This window comes from Streptomyces sp. MCA2, from assembly GCF_023544705.1.
In the GTDB taxonomy this organism is placed as follows: Bacteria; Actinomycetota; Actinomycetes; order Streptomycetales; family Streptomycetaceae; genus Streptomyces; species Streptomyces decoyicus.
The window spans coordinates 143116-160900 of sequence record NZ_JAMJFM010000003.1; the positions used below are offsets into that span (position 1 = coordinate 143116).

A 17785-nucleotide genomic window follows, 5' to 3' on the forward strand; every position below is an offset into this window, starting at 1 on the left:
GTTATCTCGACATCGAGATATCTGCCGAGAGGCGTACCGCTGCCGCGCCAGTAAGGCTTGCCTAACTTAGGCATACCTTAGCGGATGGGGCAAGAAGCTGTGACGGCAGCATTGCGGTGGTACGCGCGAATTTCATGCATGAAGGAGACTGTCGTGTCGGCGAACAGCTTCGACGCCCGCAGCACGCTGCGCGTGGGCGACGAGTCGTACGAGATCTTCCGGCTGGACAAGGTCGAAGGCGCCGCGCGTCTTCCCTACAGCCTGAAGGTGCTGCTGGAGAACCTGCTCCGCACCGAGGACGGCGCGAACATCACCGCCGACCACATCCGGGCGCTCGGTGGCTGGGACTCGCAGGCCCAGCCCAGCCAGGAGATCCAGTTCACGCCGGCCCGCGTGATCATGCAGGACTTCACCGGCGTGCCCTGTGTCGTGGACCTCGCCACGATGCGTGAGGCCGTGAAGGAGCTGGGCGGCGACCCGGCGAAGATCAACCCGCTGGCGCCGGCCGAGCTGGTCATCGACCACTCCGTCATCGCCGACAAGTTCGGCACGAAGGACGCCTTCGGCCAGAACGTGGAGCTGGAGTACGGCCGCAACAAGGAGCGCTACCAGTTCCTGCGCTGGGGCCAGACCGCGTTCGACGAGTTCAAGGTCGTCCCGCCCGGCACCGGCATCGTCCACCAGGTGAACATCGAGCACCTGGCCCGTACGGTCATGGTGCGAAACGGCCAGGCCTACCCCGACACCCTCGTCGGCACCGACTCGCACACCACCATGGTCAACGGCCTCGGTGTGCTGGGCTGGGGCGTCGGCGGCATCGAGGCCGAGGCCGCGATGCTCGGCCAGCCGGTCTCCATGCTCATCCCGCGCGTCGTCGGCTTCAAGCTGACCGGTGAGCTCAAGCCGGGCACCACCGCCACCGACCTCGTGCTGACCATCACCGAGATGCTGCGCAAGCACGGTGTCGTCGGCAAGTTCGTCGAGTTCTACGGCGAGGGCGTCGCCGCCACCTCGCTGGCCAACCGCGCCACCATCGGCAACATGTCGCCGGAGTTCGGCTCCACCGCCGCGATCTTCCCGATCGACGACGAGACCCTGAAGTACCTGCGCCTGACCGGCCGCGACGAGCAGCAGGTCGCGCTCGTCGAGGCGTACGCCAAGGAGCAGGGCCTCTGGCTCGACCCGGCCGCCGAGCCCGACTTCTCCGAGAAGCTGGAGCTGGACCTGGCGACGGTCGTCCCGTCGATCGCCGGCCCGAAGCGTCCGCAGGACCGCATCGTCCTCGCCAACGCCGCCGAGAAGTTCGCCCAGGACGTGTGCAACTACGTCGAGGACGACGACGAGGCGGGCAAGGAGTCCTTCCCGGCCTCCGACGCCCCGGCCTCCAGCAACGGTGTGCCGACCCGTCCCACCACGGTTACCGCCCCCGACGGCTCGACCTACGAGATCGACCACGGTGCGGTGACGGTCGCGGCCATCACCTCCTGCACCAACACCTCGAACCCGTACGTCATGGTCGCCGCCGCGCTGGTCGCGAAGAAGGCCGTGGAGAAGGGCCTGACCCGCAAGCCGTGGGTCAAGACCACGCTCGCCCCGGGCTCCAAGGTCGTCACCGACTACTTCGACAAGGCGGGCCTGACCCCGTACCTCGACAAGGTCGGCTTCAACCTCGTCGGCTACGGCTGCACCACCTGCATCGGCAACTCCGGCCCGCTGCCGGAGGAGGTCTCCAAGGCCGTCAACGAGCACGACCTGGCCGTCACCTCGGTGCTCTCCGGCAACCGCAACTTCGAGGGCCGGATCAACCCCGACGTCAAGATGAACTACCTGGCGTCCCCGCCGCTGGTCGTCGCGTACGCCCTCGCGGGTTCCATGAAGGTGAACATCACCAAGGACGCGCTGGGCACCGACACTGAGGGCAACCCGGTCTTCCTGAAGGACATCTGGCCGACCGAGGCCGAGGTCAACGACGTCGTGGCGAACGCCATCGGCGAGGACATGTTCAACAAGTCCTACCAGGACGTCTTCGCGGGCGACGCCCAGTGGCAGGCGCTGTCGATCCCGACCGGCAACACCTTCGAGTGGGACCCGCAGTCCACCTACGTGCGCAAGCCCCCGTACTTCGAGGGCATGACGATGGAGACCACCCCGGTCTCGGACATCTCGGGCGCCCGGGTGCTGGCGAAGCTGGGCGACTCGGTCACCACCGACCACATCTCCCCGGCGGGTGCGATCAAGGCCGACACCCCGGCCGGTCAGTACCTCACCGAGCACGGCGTCGAGCGTCGTGACTTCAACTCCTACGGCTCGCGCCGTGGTAACCACGAGGTCATGATCCGCGGCACCTTCGCCAACATCCGCCTGCGCAACCAGATCGCGCCGGGCACCGAGGGCGGCTACACCCGCGACTTCACCCAGGACGGCGCGCCGGTCTCGTTCATCTACGACGCCTCGCAGAACTACCAGGCGGCCGGCACCCCGCTGGTCATCCTGGCCGGCAAGGAGTACGGCTCCGGCTCGTCCCGCGACTGGGCGGCCAAGGGCACCGCGCTGCTCGGCGTCAAGGCCGTCATCGCCGAGTCCTACGAGCGCATCCACCGCTCGAACCTCATCGGCATGGGCGTCCTGCCGCTCCAGTTCCCGGAGGGCACGTCCGCCGAGTCGCTCGGCCTGACCGGTGAGGAGACCTTCTCCTTCTCCGGCGTGACCGAGCTGAACGACGGCACCACGCCGCGCACCGTCAAGGTGACCACCGACAGCGGTGTCGAGTTCGACGCGGTCGTCCGCATCGACACCCCCGGCGAGGCGGACTACTACCGCAACGGCGGCATCATGCAGTACGTGCTGCGCTCGCTGATCCGTAAGTGAGCAGGGCCGCCGGCTGACGGCCGGCGGTACGGGACGGGCCGCACCCCCTCGGTCGAGGGAGTGCGGCCCGTCCGCGTGTCCGCGCCCGGTGCTCAGAAGATCAGGCGGTAGCTGCCGAAGTTCCCGCGAGCCCTGACGGGCTTGGCCAAGGGCGCGGGCTCCTTGCCGGTGCCCCGGTAGAGGAACGGGGTGTTGCAGACCGCGCCGGACGCGGCCCCTGACCGCTCCGGACAGGAACTTCGCCAGTCAACTGGGGCTATGGCGCCCCGAGTAGCTCGATCTCGGCGAGTGTGCCCTTGCCGTCGGGCACGAGCCGGTAGTGCGGGTAGCTGCCCGGCCGGTCGATCGCGAAGACACGGGTCTGGCGGTTCCAGGTGAAGGACTCGCCCTCGCGGTGGTCCAGCCGCGTCCACCGCTCACCGTCCCGGGAGCCCTCCAGCTTCCAGCCGGCCGGTGCCGAGGCACGGTCCGCCGAGGTGAGGGTGTACGACGTGACCCGGGCGGGCCGGGGGAGGTCCACCGGGGCGCCGGTCAGTTCGGCCGCACTGTCGGAGGTGTTGTCGAAGAGCGGGCCGCCGCCGGGTCCGGTCACGTCCCCGGGCGGGGAGGGCACCTTGTCGTCCTGGGTGAGCGAGGTCGGGGCGGCGTGCGCTCCGGTGCCCCAGGCGGAGGGCCGGTCGCCCATGGTGAAGTCCAGGGTGCCGCCGTGGGCGAGGAGCCGGTGCGGCAGGGCAGTGGAATTCCAGGGTTTGCCGTTCACCCGGAGACCTTGGACGTAGACGTTGCGAGCGTTGTTGCGCGGCGCCCTGATGGTGAGATCGCGGCCGTTTTCCAGGTGGATCGTGGCCTTGGTGAACAGCGGGGAGCCCACCGCGTATTCGCCCTGTCCCATCACCAGCGGATAGAAGCCGAGCGAGCTGAAGACGTACCACGCGGACATCTCGCCGTTGTCCTCGTCGCCCGGATATCCCTGGCCGATCTCGCTGCCGAGGTAGAGCCGGGACATCGCCTCGCGGACCTTTTCCTGGGTCTTCCAGGGTTGGCCGGCCGCGTCGTACAGGTAGCCGATGTGGTGCGAGGGCTGATTGCTGTGCCCGTACATGCCCATACGGGTGTCACGGGCCTCGGTCATTTCATGGATCACATCGCCGTACGAGCCGGCGAATTCCTTGGACGCGGTCTCCGGGGTGGAGAAGTACGCATCCAGCTTCTTGGCCAGGCCGGAGCGGCCGCCGTAGAGGTTGGCCAGGCCCCGGGTGTCCTGCGGTGCGGTGAAGGCGAAGGTCCAGGCGTTGGTCTCGGTGTAGTCGTTGCCCCAGACCCGGGGGTCGAAGCCGCCCGGCGGCAGCCGCCAGTTGCCGCGGGCGTCCTTGCCCTGGAAGAAGCCGACCTTGTCGTCGAAGAGCTTGACGTAGTTCTGGGCACGACCCAGGAAATAAGCGGATTCTTCCTTGTAGCGGGGCTTTTTGGTCTTCTCGTAGAGCGCCTTGCCCATGCGGGCGATGCCGAAGTCGTTGAGATAGCCCTCCAGCGCCCAGGACATGCCTTCGCGGGTGTCGGTGCTCGTATACCCGAGGAAGGGGGAGGTGTTCATTCCCTTGCGGCCGACGCCGGGGTCCGGCGGGGCGACGGTGGCGTTCTTGACGGCCGCGGCATAGGCCGCCTCGGCGTCGAATTCCACCCCCTTGGCGTAGGCGTCGGCGAACGCCACATCGGAACTCGTCCCGGTCATCAGATCCGCGTAGCCGGGCGAGGACCAGCGGGAGATCCAGCCGCCGTCCTTGTACTGCTGGACGAATCCGTCGACCATTTTCCCGGCCCGTTTCGGGGTGAGCAGGGAGTAGGCGGGCCAGGTGGTCCGGTAGGTGTCCCAGAAGCCGTTGTTGACGTACACCTCACCGTCGACGATCTTGGAGCCGGTGTGCGTCGGGGTGTCCTGGCCCGTCTGCGGGGAGAAGGGGCTGGCGTAGCGGCTGCGGGAACCGACCTTCTCGAAACCGGAGTTGGGGTAGAGGTACAGGCGGTAGAGGTTGGAGTAGAGGGTGGTGAGCTGGTCGCGGCTCGCGCCCTGGACCTCGATCCGGCCCAGCAGGTCGTCCCACTGCGACTGCGCCCGGTCCCTGACGCCGGCGAAGGTCGCGCCGGCCGGGATCTCCCGGGACAGATTCGCCTTCGCCTGGTCCACGCTGATCAGGGAGGTGGCGATCCGCATGGTCACGGTGCGGTCCGCCCCGGGCTTGAAGCGAAGATAGCCGGTGACGTCCTTTCCACCCCCGCCTTCGAGCCTGCCCCCGCCGGTGACCGGGGCGTCGAAGACGCCGTAGACGAACAGCCGGGTGGCGCCGACCGACAGCCCGCTCCTGACGTCCGAGAAGCCGGTGACGATCCCGCGCTCGGTGTCCAGGCTCAGCCCGCCCTTGTTGTTGACGTTGTCGAAGATCAGGCTCGCCCGGTCGCCGGGGAACGTGAAGCGCATCAGCGCGGCGTGGTCGGTCGGGGTGATCTCCGTCTTGAGGCCGTTGTCGAAGGTCACGCCGTAGTAGTGCGGCTTCGCGGTCTCGTTGGCGTGGTGGAACGGCAGCGCGCGGCCGGTGCGCGAGGCGTCCGGGGTGCCGGCCACGGCGGACGGCATGACCTGGAAGGTCTGCCGGTCCCCCATCCACGGGCTCGGCTCATGGCTGGCGCTGAAGGCCTGGAGGGTGGGGAGGTTGTCGGCGTTGTTCTTCCGCGCGTATTCGTAGAGCCAGTCGGCGGAGCCCGCGTTGGTCACCGGGGTCCAGAAGTTGAACCCGTTGGGGACGGCGGTGGCCGGGAAGGTGTTGCCGCGCGAGAAGCTGCCGCTGGAGAGCGTGCCGCGGGTGGTGACGGCGTAGTCGGAGAGGTGCGCGAGCGGCTTGTCCGGGGCCTTGGGGCCGAGGGTGATGTCATCGACCCAGCCGCGGAAGGCCGGTGCGGTCCGCGGAGCCCTGGGCGCGTCGTAGGCGACCAGGATCCGGTCGACGGTCTTGCCGGCGGCGACCGCCCCGATCCGCGACTCCCGGTTGTTCCACTGGTTGGCGTAGAGCGTCTTGGAGGCGGCCTGGCCCTGCGGTGTCAGCGGCGCACCGTGCTGGTCCACGGCGGACAGCTCGCTGAGGTAGGTGCCGTCGGTGAAGGCCAGGTCGAGCGAGGTGTGGGTCGCCGGATAGTCCGGATCGCTCTTCGCCATCTCGGGGAAGAGCTTGTACGAGAGCGAAGTGGCCGCGGTGACGGGGAGATCGACGTCGAAGATCTTGTTGTACGAGTAGCCGTGGCCGTCCGCCGTGTGGGTGCCGGCGTAGCGCAGCGCATGGGTGCCGCTGAAGCCGGCGTGTGTCTTGGCGGTGGGGGAGTCGCCGGGGCCGGAGTCGGTCCCGGTACTCATGCCGGGCGCCGCGGGGGTGGTCTCCGGGCCGACGCCGGAGGTCCGGGGCCGTCCGTCGGGGCCGGTGTCGACGGCGTCGGTCCAGTCCGGCTGTGGTTCGCCGGATTCGAAGGAGGAGCGGAACTCCGTTGCCCCCAGGGGCTTTCGGGGCGGTGCGGCCTGAGCCGCACCCGCCGGGCCTTGCACGGTGATGACGAGCAGAGCGGCCGCCACGAGGGCGGCGGGGCGGGTGATACCCCGCAGTGGACGGTGCCGGTGTCTGAGCCGCACGCGAGCCCTCTCAACGGGATTGACATCGTTGTCAGTTACATGGCGCCAAGATAAACAGAGATAAGTAAGGTGCGTGGGGACTTTGGTGTCAAGGGTGCCGCTGAGATTCGTGGGCCGCCGTGTCGCCGGGCGGCCCGGCAGGGTGACATCCGGCGAATCCCCGCGCATGTCGGGGAGGTCTCAACTAGGGAAAGACTGCCGTCCAACCCTGCATTCGATCTTGCCCCTGCGACCGGAAGTGGACTATACCTGTCGCGTCCGACCGGCCGTACGACCACGGCCGTGGATCCGGGGGGAAGGCGGGAACGGATGACTGCCCCGCATTTCTCTAGCGCGCCCGGTGCACATCCCGTACAACTCAGCTTCATCTGACCCGCGGTGCCGGGGTGGCTCGGTACACCGCCTGAGTCCTGAAGAAGGCGAGGACTTGAGCATGGGATCCACCTCTGAATTCAACCGTCGTGATCTGGTCAAACGGGCCGCGGCCCTGGGGATCATCGCCGTCCCGTCGATGGGAGTGCTGTCGGCGTGTGCCGGCGGCGGCGACAGCGGCGATAACAAGGTCGAAAAGGGCAAGAAGTCGGCCAAGAATCCGCTTGCGGTCAATGACTCGGCCGGCCTCGATGTGGTCATCTTCGACGGCGGATTCGGCGACAAGTACGCCAAGGACGCACAGGGCGAGTACATCAAGTCCTTCCCGAAGGCGGACGGCAAGGTCAAGCTCTCCTCGACCCAGAAGATCCAGTCGACGCTCCAGCCGCGCTTCAACGGCGGAAACCCCCCGGACCTCGTCGACAACTCCGGTGCGGAGCAGATGGATTTTGGCACGCTGGTGTCCAAGGACCAGCTGACCGACCTCACGGCGCTCCTCGATGCCCCCTCCGTCGACGACCCGGACAAGAAGGTGCGCGACACCCTGCGCCCCGGTGTCGTCGAAATGGGCCAGTTCGGCGGCAAGGAAACCTGGATCCTCTACTACGCGTACACGGTCTATGGCGTCTGGTACTCCAAGGGCAATCTGGCGAAGCTGGACGCGGAATATCCGGAGACCTGGGACGACATGCTCGCCCTCTGCGCCAAGGCCAAGAAGAAGGGCGTGGCCGGCTGGACCTATCCGGGCAAGTACCCGTACTACTTCCCCTTCAGCCTCTACCCGTTCATCGCCAAGATCGGTGGTGAAGAGGTCCTGCGGAAGATCGACAATCTGGAGCCGAACGCCTGGAAGGACCCGGCGGTCAAGGCGGCCTTCGAGGCCTACTACGAGCTCTACAAGAAGGGCTACGTCCTCAAGGGCTCGCCCGGCCTGGACCACCTCCAGTCGCAGAAGGCGTGGGCCGAGGGCAAGGCGCTGTTCATCCCCAACGGCTCCTGGGTGGAGAACGAGTCGGCCAAGCAGATCGCGAAGAACCCGCACTTCGATCTCGCGGTCGGCGCCCCGTCCAGCCTGTCGGCCTCCGACAAGATGCCGTACGGCACCATCTGGGCCTCGGGCGGCGAGCCGTACATCGTCCCGCGCAAGGCCCGGAACGCCGAGGGCGGTATGGAACTGCTGCGCATCATGCTCAGCAAGAAGTCCTCGCAGAACTTCATCAAGCAGGTCTCCTCGCTCACCTCGCTCAACGGCGGCACCGAGGGGCTGAAGCTCCCGCCGGGCCTGGCATCGGCGCAGGCGGTGCTACAGAAGGCCGGCCAGAACATCGTCAATCCGCGGATGCAGGACTGGTATGTGGCGCTCCAGAAGGAGCGGATCGGGGTGGGTGCGCTGGGCGAGATGATGGCCGGCCGGATGACGCCCGACGAGGCCATCAAGAAGATCCAGAAGTACGCGGACGACACCCGCGACGACTCCAGCGTCAAGAAGTACAAGCGCTGACCGACACGTTCGTGGGGGCACCTCCCGGCGCGGGCCGGGGGCGCGTCACCGGCGGTGGCAACGCAGGGAGAGAACGGGATCGGTAGTCATGAAACACGGTAAGTACCGTTTCATCGCGGGGTTCTTGGTCCTCCCGCTGGCGATTTACGCGATCTTCGTGATCTCGCCGTTCGTGCAGGCCATTTACTACTCCTTCACGGACTGGACCGGACTGAGTCCGGACATGAAGATGGTCGGCTTCGACAACTATGCGCGCCTCTTCAAGGACGATGTCTTCTGGTCGGCCGTGGGCAACAGCGTGACGCTGTTGCTGCTCCTGCCGGTGGTGACGCTCTCGCTCGGGCTCTTCTTCGCCTTTATGCTCAACGTCGGTGGCCGTCGCCGGAAGAAGGCGGTCATCGGCGGTGTGCGCGGCTCGGGCACCTACAAAATTCTCTACTTCTTCCCGCAGGTGCTGTCGGTCCCGATCGTGGCGCTGCTGTTCCAGTTCGCCTACAACCCGGAGAGCGGTGCGCTCAACGCCTTCTTCCAGGCGATCGGGCTCGGCAATGTGCAGCCGGACTGGCTGGGCGATCCGCAGATCGCGCTGTGGTGCGTCATGGCCGCGATGGTGTGGGCCAATGTCGGCTTCTATGTCGTGCTCTTCTCCGCCGGCATGAGCTCCATTCCGAAGGACTTCTACGAGGCCGCGCTGCTGGACGGCGCGAACCGCTTCAACACGTTCTTCCGGATCACCCTGCCGCTGTTGTGGGACACCGTCCAGACCGGCTGGATCTATATGGGCATCCTCGCCCTGGACGTTTCGGCCTTCGCGTTCGTGCAGATCATGAGTGTCGGTCCGGGCGGCCCGGACTATTCGACCGAGGTCCTTCCGCTGTACGTGTACCAGAAGACCTTCCGCGACGGTCAGGCCGGATATGCGACGGCCATCGGCGTTTCCCTGCTGATCGTGACCCTCATCTTCTCGGCCATCGTGATGCGGCTGGGACGACGCGAGCGACTGGAGTTCTGATGAGTGCGCAGACGGATCCCGCGGACCTCCCGGGTGTGACGAAGGAGCAGGAGCCCTCCCCGGCCGCCGCGCGGGTGCCCGGCCCGCGCGGCGGGACGGGCGGGGCGGGCGGCGCCCGCTCCGCCGGCGGAAGCAGCGAGGGCAAGACCCTCAACGTCTTCTCGCACGGAGTCCTGGTGATCTGGGGCCTCTTGGTCACCATGCCGCTGCTGTGGGCGGTGGTGAGCTCCTTCAAGGACGACACCGAGATCTTCGGCTCGCCCTGGGGGCTCCCCTCGGTCCTGCACTTCGACAACTGGTCACGCGCCTGGGACAAGGCGAACATGGGCCAGTACTTCCTCAACTCGGTGATCGTCGTGGGCGGTTCACTGATCGGCACGATGCTGCTGGGCGCGATGGCGGCGTATGTGCTGGCCCGGTTCGACTTCCCGGGCAACCGCTTCCTCTACTTCCTGTTCGTGGGCGGGATGGGCTTCCCGGTCATCCTGGCGCTGGTCCCGCTGTTCTTCGTCATGAAGAACATGGCGCTGCTGGACACCTACCACGGTCTGATCCTGGTCTATATCGCCTACTCGCTGCCGTTCACGGTCTTCTTCCTCAGCGGTTTCTTCAAGACGCTGCCCACGTCGGTGGCCGAGGCGGCACTCATCGACGGCGCCTCGCACACCCGCACCTTCTTCCAGGTGATGCTGCCGATGGCCAAGCCCGGCCTGATCAGCGTCGGGATCTTCAACTTCCTCGGACAGTGGAATCAGTACCTGCTGCCGACGGTGCTCAATGTCGGGGATCCGGACAAGAAGATGCTGACCCAGGGCCTGGTGGCGCTGGCGGTGAGCCAGGGCTACAAGGGGGACTGGTCCGGTCTGTTCGCGGGGCTGACGATCGCGATGCTGCCGGTGCTCGCCGCGTACATCATCTTCCAGCGGCAGGTGGTGGCCGGTCTGACCGCCGGAGCACTCAAGTAGGGGAGCGGTCAGGGAACCCGTACGCCGACCGGCGGTCGACGAGGGATTTGCGCCATCTCGCCGTACTGCCGGGTAGGTGTCGCAGGGCGGGCCCCGCCGGGGCGGAGCCGTGCCTCGGGCTCCCCGGAGGGGCCGCTTCCTGATCATGTGTGGACTCAACGCCTTGACGAGACTTCCCGGCTGGAGTTCTGCTTAGGGTTCACATGTTGAATCGAGGGCCGTCCCACAAAGGTGTGGGTGCGGCCGGTGGGCGGTCGTTGTGCCTCCCCCCAGTCACCACTGGGAGGTACCCCCGGCCCCAGACGGGAGTGGATGAGTCGATGGAGACTCCGGGGTCGCAGTCCTCGCTGCACCGGGCCAATCTGGAGCGGGTCGTACGTGCGGTGCGTATGGCGGGCTCCCTCACGCAGGCGGAGATCGCCCGGAGCACGGGGCTGTCCGCGGCCACCGTTTCCAACATCGTTCGCGAGTTGAAGGATGGCGGGACCGTTGAGGTGACGCCGACCTCGGCGGGCGGGCGGCGGGCGCGCAGCGTCTCGCTCTCCGGCGACGCGGGCATCGTCGTGGGGGTCGATTTCGGGCACTCCCATCTGCGCGTGGCGGTCGGCAACCTCGCCCACCAGGTGCTCGCCGAGGAGGCCGAGCCGATCGATGTGGACGCCTCCGCGGCCGAGGGCTTCGACCGGGCGGAACAGCTGGTCAACCGCTTGATCACGGCCACCGGCCTGGACGCGGGCAAGGTCATCGGCGTCGGCCTGGGCGTCCCGGGACCCATCGACGTCGAGTCCGGGACGCTGGGCTCGACGGCGATCCTGCCGGGCTGGTCGGGCACGAACCCCAGTCAGGAGCTGTCCGGGCGCCTCGGTGTGCCCGTCTATGTCGACAACGACGCCAACCTCGGCGCCCTGGGCGAGCTGGTGTGGGGCGGTGGCCGCGGGGCCGCCGACCTGGCGTACATCAAGGTCGCCAGCGGTGTCGGCGCCGGTCTGGTGATCAGCGGGCAGATCTACCGCGGGCCGGGCGGCACGGCGGGCGAGATCGGGCACATCACGCTGGACGAGTCCGGCCCGGTGTGCCGCTGCGGCAACCGCGGCTGCCTGGAGACCTTCACCGCGGCCCGGTACGTCCTTCCGCTGCTCCAGCCGAGCCACGGCGCCGATCTGACCATGGCGCGAGTGGTACAGCTGGCCCGCGAGGGCGACCCGGGCTGCCGACGGGTCATTGCGGACGTCGGCCGCTATATCGGTAGCGGCGTCGCAAATCTGTGCAATCTGCTCAATCCCAGCAGGGTGGTGCTCGGCGGGGATCTCGCCGAGGCCGGTGAGCTGGTCCTGGCGCCGATCCGCGAATCGGTGTCGCGGTACGCGATCCCCAGCGCGGCACGGCAGTTGGGGATCGTCCCCGGCACGCTCGGGGGGCGTGCGGAGGTGCTGGGCGCGCTGGCGCTGGTGCTGAGCGAGATGGGCGATTCGACCCTGCTCGACGGTGCGCGGGCCGCCGACGCGCCGGCCCTGGCATGAGCGCGCTGAGTTCACACAGCTAACGCATGGCACCGTTGTCATCTCGTTAAGGATTTACTCCTTGACGGTCGGCTGGCGGCCGAGTTGACTTCCAGCCACCTCGGCCGCAACGACGCGGCCTCGTCAGGGAGGCAACCCAAATGAACGTTTGGACGCGTCGCGTCGTCATAGGCACCGCCGCCGTCTCGATGGCGCTCTCCGTGGCCGCGTGTGGCAAGGCCGGCGACGGCGCCAAGGCGGGCGGCGGCGACAACAAGACCATCGGCCTGTTGCTGCCGGAGAACAAGACCACGCGCTACGAGACCTTCGACCGCCCGCTGATGGAGGCGAAGATCCATGAGCTGTGCAGCGACTGCAAGGTCAAGTACAACAACGCGGCGCAGGAGACCGAGAACCAGAAGAAGCAGTTCGACGCGCTGATCACCCAGGGCGTCAAGGTGATCATTCTGGACTCCGTCGACTACAAGGCGACCAAGTCCTGGGTGAACCAGGCCGCCAAGAAGGGCGTCAAGGTCGTCGCCTACGACCGGCTGGCCGAGGGCAACATCTCCGCCTACGTGTCCTACGACAACGAGAAGATCGGCCGCCTCCAGGGCCAGGCGCTGGTCAAGGCGCTCGGCGACAAGGCCAAGGACAGCAATGTCGTCATGATCAACGGCTCGCCGACCGACCCGAACATGCCGTTCTTCAAGAAGGGCGCCCACAGCGTCCTCGACAAGCAGGTCAAGAAGGTCGCGTACGAGCAGGACATCCCCGACTGGTCGACGGACGAGGCCAACAAGAAGATGGGCGCGGCCCTCGACTCGCTCGGCAAGGACGGCATCCAGGGCGTCTACTCCGGCAACGACGGCATGGCCGGCGGCATCATCACCGCGCTCAAGCAGAAGGGCGTCAAGGTCCCGGTCGGCGGCCAGGACGCCGAGCTCGCGGGTCTTCAGCGGATCCTCAAGGGCGACCAGGCCTTCACGATCTACAAGCAGATCAAGCCGCAGGCCGACTCCACCGCCGAGATCGCCGTCAAGCTGCTCAAGGGCGAGAAGATCGACTCCCTGACGCCCGCCAAGGTCGACAGCCTCAGCGGCGAGGTCAAGGGCATCCCGGCCAAGCTGTACGACGCGCAGATCGTGACCGAGAACAACATCGCGTCCACGATCATCAAGGACAAGGTCTACAAGGCGAGCCAGATCTGCACCGGCGACGTCAAGAAGGCCTGCGAGGCGGCCGGCATCAAGTAGGCCCCGGCATCACGTAAGCCCCGGCCTGTCGGCCACGCTCTCCGGCGACAGCTCCGGCCACCGCTCTCTTCTTCCGGCCTTCGGGCCCCAGGTCCCTTCGCCGGGCCCTCGGGCCCGGGCTCCCGGCCAGGCGGGGCCGCGCGGCCCCGCCCGCGGCCCCCGCCCCCGGTCCGTACCCCGCCCGGCCTCATCCCGTCCCGGGCGCGGACGCCGGACCGTTCCTCGCAAGCCCCCCTTGCTCCACGCACCACCATCCCCGCCGTTGTGACGGCGGCGAAGGAGATGATTCACGTGTCCGCTACGCCTGTGCTGGCGTTGCGCGGAGTCTCCAAGAGGTTCGGCGCCGTCCAAGCACTCACGGACGTCACCCTGGAGATCCACCCCGGTGAGGTGGTCGCCCTTGTCGGCGACAACGGCGCCGGCAAGTCCACCCTGGTCAAGACCATCTCGGGCGTCCACCCGGTCGACGACGGCGCCATCGAATGGGAGGGCGCGGCGGTACGCATCAGCAAGCCGCACGACGCCCAGGAACTCGGCGTCGCCACCGTCTACCAGGACCTCGCGCTCTGCGACAACCTCGATGTCGTCGCCAACCTCTACCTCGGCAACGAGATCCGCACCGCGGGTGTCCTCGACGAGATCGCGATGGAGAAGCGCGCCAAGGAGCTGCTGGACACCCTCTCCATCCGCATCCCCAGCGTCCGTATCCCCGTCGCCGCGCTCTCCGGCGGTCAGCGGCAGGTCGTCGCGATCGCCCGCGCGCTGATCGGCGACCCCAAGGTCGTCATCCTCGACGAGCCCACCGCCGCCCTCGGCGTCGAGCAGACCGCCCAGGTCCTCGACCTCGTCGAGCGGCTGCGCGAGCGCGAGCTCGGCGTCATCCTCATCAGCCACAACATGGCCGATGTACAGGCCGTCGCGGACCGGGTCGCGGTGCTGCGGCTGGGCCGCAACAACGGTGTCTTCGACGTCGAGGGCACCTCCCACGAAGAGATCATCGCCGCCATCACCGGCGCCTCGGACAACGCCGTGACCCGCCGCAAGGCGCGTACGGACCAGGTGAAGAAGGAGGTCGGGGCATGAGCGATCTCACCAAGCAGCCCCCCGCCGAGGACGAGGCGACCCCGGCCGCCCCCGCCGCCCCGGCCGCGGACGTCGCCCAGCCGGCCGCCATCGACCCCCGCCTGCTCGTCCGCGAACAGGGCTTCGCCGGCTACCTCAACGACTTCAAGCGCCGGGTGCGCGGTGGTGAGCTCGGCTCGCTGCCGGTCGTCATCGGCCTGATCGTCATCGCGATCGTCTTCCAGCTCAAGAACAGCAGCTTCCTGTCCGCGGACAGCCTCGCGAACATCGGTGTCTACACCTCCGGCCTCGGCATCATGGCCGTCGGCATCGTCTTCGTGCTGCTGCTCGGCGAGATCGACCTGTCCGTCGGCTCGGTGGCGGGCGTCGGCGCGGCCGTGTGGGCCGTGCTCAGCGTCACCCATGGCGTCAACGACTGGCTCGCGGTCCTGATCGCCATCGTTGCCGGTGTGGTCATCGGCGCCCTGCACGGGTTCTTTTTCGCCAAGATCGGTGTGCCGGCCTTCGTCGTCACGCTGGCCGGTTTCCTCGGCTGGAGCGGTCTCCAGATCTGGATGATGGGCAAGGAAGGCTCCATCAACACGCCGAGCGGCAGTGTGGTGGAGAACCTCACCGGCTACTACTTCGAGGACAAGGCCGCGGCGTACGGTCTCGCGCTGATCGCGGTCCTCGCGTACGCCGGATCGCTGCTGCTGGACAGCAAGCGCCGCAAGGCCGCCGCGCTGCCGTCCCGGCCGCTCAGCGAGATCCTGCTGCGCACCGGCGTGGTCGCGGTGCTGGCCTTCGTCGTCGCCTACGTCCTGAACGAGCCGGCCGGCGCCCGCGGTCTGCCGCTGGCCCTGGTGCTGTTCCTCGCGGTGCTGGTCATCGCCGACTTCGTGGTGCGCCGCACCACGTACGGACGGCAGATCTTCGCGGTCGGCGGCAACGCCGAGGCGGCCCGCCGGGCCGGTATCAACGTGAACAAGATCCGGATCAGCGTCTTCGCCATCTCGGGCATGCTCGCCGCCTTCGGCGGACTGTTCATCGCCAGCCTCTCCGGTGGCGCCACCAAGAACCTGGGCTCCGGCAACACGCTGATGAACGTCATCGCGGCGGCCGTCATCGGCGGCACCAGCCTCTTCGGCGGCCGCGGCAAGATCTGGTCCGCGCTGCTGGGCATGCTGGTCATCCAGTCGATCCAGCAGGGCCTGAACCTGCTCGGCATGGCCAGCGAGATCCAGTACATGATCACCGGTGCGGTGCTGCTCGCCGCCGTGGTGATCGACTCGGTCTCCCGCCGGACGCAGAAAACGGCCGGACGCACCTGACCGATTGTCGTCGTACGACGGCACCGGCCCCCACCGGGCATGATCCGGTGGGGGCCGGTCCGTGTGCGGCGGCGTCCCCGGCGCGACACGCCACAGCCCGTTTCACCCGAGTGACATACATCGCAAGGCCCGGGCGTCGGCGCGGCGGACGCGACATTAGACTCATCTGATCGGCAAGCTCGATCCACGGCAGCAAGCAGCAGCAAGGAGGCAGGGGTGGCGTTGCTTTCCCGCATCAGGGGACCGCGCGATCTGGACCGACTGGGCCCGGAGCAGCTCGAGCAGCTGGCGGGGGAGATCCGTACCTTCCTTGTCGACGCGGTGTCCAAGACCGGCGGACACCTCGGGCCGAACCTCGGCGTGGTCGAGCTGACCATCGCCCTGCACCGTGTCTTCGACTCCCCGAAGGACAAGGTGCTGTTCGACACCGGGCACCAGTCCTACGTCCACAAGCTGCTCACCGGTCGTCAGGACTTCTCCAAGCTCAAGGCGAAGGGCGGCCTGTCCGGCTACCCCTCCCGCGCCGAGTCCGAGCACGACGTCATCGAGAACAGCCACGCCTCCACGGTGCTCGGCTGGGCCGAGGGCATCGCGAAGGCCAACGAGGTGCGCGGTTCGGACAACCGGGTCGCCGCCGTCATCGGTGACGGCGCGCTGACCGGTGGCATGGCCTGGGAGGCGCTCAACAACATCGCCGCCGCCAAGGACCGCCCGCTCGTCATCGTCGTCAACGACAACGAGCGCTCCTACGCGCCGACCATCGGCGGCCTCGCCAATCACCTGGCGACCCTTCGCACCACGGACGGCTACGAGCGTTTCCTGGCCCGTGGCAAGGACCTGCTGGAGCGGACGCCGGTCGTCGGCAGGCCGCTCTACGAGACCCTGCACGGCGCCAAGAAGGGCCTGAAGGACTTCATCGCCCCGCAGGGCATGTTCGAGGACCTGGGCCTCAAGTACGTCGGCCCGATCGACGGCCATGACATCGAGGCGCTGGAATCCGCCCTGACGCGCGCCAAGCGCTTCGGCGGCCCGGTCATCGTGCACTGCCTCACCGAGAAGGGCCGCGGCTACCAGCCCGCCCTCCAGGACGAGGCGGACCGCTTCCACGCCGTCGGCAAGATCCACCCCGACACCGGCCTGCCCATCTCCTCGGGCGGCAAGGACTGGACGTCCGTCTTCGGTGACGAGATGGTCGAGCTCGGCAAGGAGCGCAAGGACATCGTCGCCATCACGGCGGCCATGCTCCAGCCCGTCGGCCTGGACAAGTTCGCCAAGGCCTTCCCCGACCGCGTCTACGACGTCGGCATCGCCGAGCAGCACGCGGCGGTCTCCGCGGCGGGCATGGCCACCGGCGGCCTGCACCCGGTCTTCGCCGTCTACGCCACCTTCCTCAACCGCGCCTTCGACCAGGTGCTGATGGACGTGGCGCTGCACAAGTGCGGAGTCACCTTCGTGCTGGACCGGGCCGGTGTCACGGGCACCGACGGCGCCTCGCACAACGGCATGTGGGACATGTCGATCCTTCAGGTCGTGCCCGGTCTGCGGATCGCCGCGCCGCGCGACGCCGACCAGGTACGTGCCCAGCTGCGCGAGGCCGTCGAGGTCGATGACGCGCCCACCGTGGTGCGTTACTCCAAGGGCGCGGTCGGCCCGGCCGTCGAGGCCGTCGGCCGGGTGGGCGGCATGGACGTGCTGCGCGAGCCCGCCGAGTCCGTGAAGCGGCCGGATGTCCTCCTGGTCTCCGTGGGCGCGCTAGCCCCCATGTGCCTGGAGATCGCCGACCTCCTCGACAAGCAGGGCATCTCCACCACCGTCGTCGACCCGCGCTGGGTCAAGCCGGTCGACGAGGCGCTGCCGGGCCTCGCCGCCCGGCACCGGGTCGTGGTCACGGTCGAGGACAACATCCGTTCCGGCGGCGTCGGTTCGGCCGTCGCCCAGTCGCTGCGGGACGCCGGTGTGGACCTGCCGCTGCGCGACTTCGGCATCCCCGAGCGATTCCTCGACCATGCCTCCCGCAAGGAGGTCATGGCGGAGATCGGGCTCACCGCGCCGGACATCGCCCGTCAGGTGACCGGTCTGGTCTCCAAGATCGACGGCCGGTACGACGACGCCGAGCCGGTCGGCGCCAAGGCCGCGGCCGAGCCCGCCGAGGCCGCCCGCGACTGATTTCCCAGACGGCACCGATGGGCCGGCCGGTCATCCGTACGGATGTTCCGCCCGGCCCATCGGCATAGGCGCCGTCACAC

The 17785-nt window shown here is 68.0% G+C and carries 10 protein-coding genes; 9 read left to right on the forward strand and 1 reads right to left on the reverse strand.

Annotation, left to right across the window (positions count from 1 at the left end):
- Window positions 1–153: 153 nt before the first annotated feature.
- Window positions 154–2868 carry an aconitate hydratase AcnA gene (gene acnA / locus M8I34_RS03865; protein ID WP_308371841.1) on the forward strand — a complete coding sequence of 905 codons (2715 nt, stop codon included), beginning with the start codon at window positions 154–156 and terminating at the stop codon, window positions 2866–2868.
- Between the two features lie 256 nt (window positions 2869–3124).
- Here acnA and M8I34_RS03870 read toward each other — a convergent pair whose 3' ends face one another.
- Window positions 3125–6541 carry a GH92 family glycosyl hydrolase gene (locus M8I34_RS03870; RefSeq protein WP_250047882.1) on the reverse strand — a complete coding sequence of 1139 codons (3417 nt, stop codon included), beginning with the start codon at window positions 6539–6541 and terminating at the stop codon, window positions 3125–3127.
- Window positions 6542–6974: 433 nt separating this feature from the next.
- On the opposite strand from M8I34_RS03870, the gene ngcE reads away from it, so the two are divergent.
- From ngcE to dxs, 8 genes are all read left to right on the forward strand, one after another.
- Window positions 6975–8414 (forward strand): N-acetylglucosamine/diacetylchitobiose ABC transporter substrate-binding protein, encoded by a 1440-nt coding sequence (ngcE, locus tag M8I34_RS03875; RefSeq protein WP_250047883.1) that lies wholly within the window; start codon window positions 6975–6977, stop codon window positions 8412–8414.
- An 88-nt stretch (window positions 8415–8502) separates the two neighbouring features.
- On the forward strand, window positions 8503–9426 hold the full coding sequence (locus M8I34_RS03880) for a carbohydrate ABC transporter permease (RefSeq protein ID WP_030992540.1): 924 nt from the start codon (window positions 8503–8505) through the stop codon (window positions 9424–9426).
- Window positions 9426–10391, forward strand: a complete 966-nt coding sequence (locus tag M8I34_RS03885) for a carbohydrate ABC transporter permease (RefSeq protein WP_250047884.1) — start codon at window positions 9426–9428, stop codon at window positions 10389–10391. The genes M8I34_RS03880 and M8I34_RS03885 overlap by 1 nt, the downstream gene beginning before the upstream one ends.
- A 320-nt stretch (window positions 10392–10711) precedes the next feature.
- Window positions 10712–11911, forward strand: a complete 1200-nt coding sequence (locus M8I34_RS03890) for an ROK family transcriptional regulator (RefSeq protein WP_030992538.1) — start codon at window positions 10712–10714, stop codon at window positions 11909–11911.
- A gap of 140 nt (window positions 11912–12051) precedes the next feature.
- Window positions 12052–13146 (forward strand): substrate-binding domain-containing protein, encoded by a 1095-nt coding sequence (locus M8I34_RS03895; RefSeq protein ID WP_250047885.1) that lies wholly within the window; start codon window positions 12052–12054, stop codon window positions 13144–13146.
- 282 nt (window positions 13147–13428) lie between these two features.
- On the forward strand, window positions 13429–14229 hold the full coding sequence (locus tag M8I34_RS03900) for an ATP-binding cassette domain-containing protein (protein ID WP_244418187.1): 801 nt from the start codon (window positions 13429–13431) through the stop codon (window positions 14227–14229).
- On the forward strand, window positions 14226–15539 hold the full coding sequence (locus M8I34_RS03905; RefSeq protein WP_250047886.1) for a sugar ABC transporter permease: 1314 nt from the start codon (window positions 14226–14228) through the stop codon (window positions 15537–15539). The genes M8I34_RS03900 and M8I34_RS03905 overlap by 4 nt, the downstream gene beginning before the upstream one ends.
- Before the next feature lie 216 nt (window positions 15540–15755).
- Window positions 15756–17705 (forward strand): 1-deoxy-D-xylulose-5-phosphate synthase, encoded by a 1950-nt coding sequence (gene dxs / locus M8I34_RS03910; protein ID WP_250047887.1) that lies wholly within the window; start codon window positions 15756–15758, stop codon window positions 17703–17705.
- The last annotated feature ends 80 nt before the right edge of the window (window positions 17706–17785 follow it).

Coding starts and splice junctions, on each gene's coding strand:
- ngcE (WP_250047883.1), top strand. CDS start 6,975: ATGGGATCCACCTCTGAATTCAACCGTCGTGATCTGGTCAAACGGGCC.
- M8I34_RS03880 (WP_030992540.1), top strand. CDS start 8,503: ATGAAACACGGTAAGTACCGTTTCATCGCGGGGTTCTTGGTCCTCCCG.
- M8I34_RS03885 (WP_250047884.1), top strand. CDS start 9,426: ATGAGTGCGCAGACGGATCCCGCGGACCTCCCGGGTGTGACGAAGGAG.
- M8I34_RS03890 (WP_030992538.1), top strand. CDS start 10,712: ATGGAGACTCCGGGGTCGCAGTCCTCGCTGCACCGGGCCAATCTGGAG.
- M8I34_RS03895 (WP_250047885.1), top strand. CDS start 12,052: ATGAACGTTTGGACGCGTCGCGTCGTCATAGGCACCGCCGCCGTCTCG.
- M8I34_RS03900 (WP_244418187.1), top strand. CDS start 13,429: ATGATTCACGTGTCCGCTACGCCTGTGCTGGCGTTGCGCGGAGTCTCC.
- M8I34_RS03905 (WP_250047886.1), top strand. CDS start 14,226: ATGAGCGATCTCACCAAGCAGCCCCCCGCCGAGGACGAGGCGACCCCG.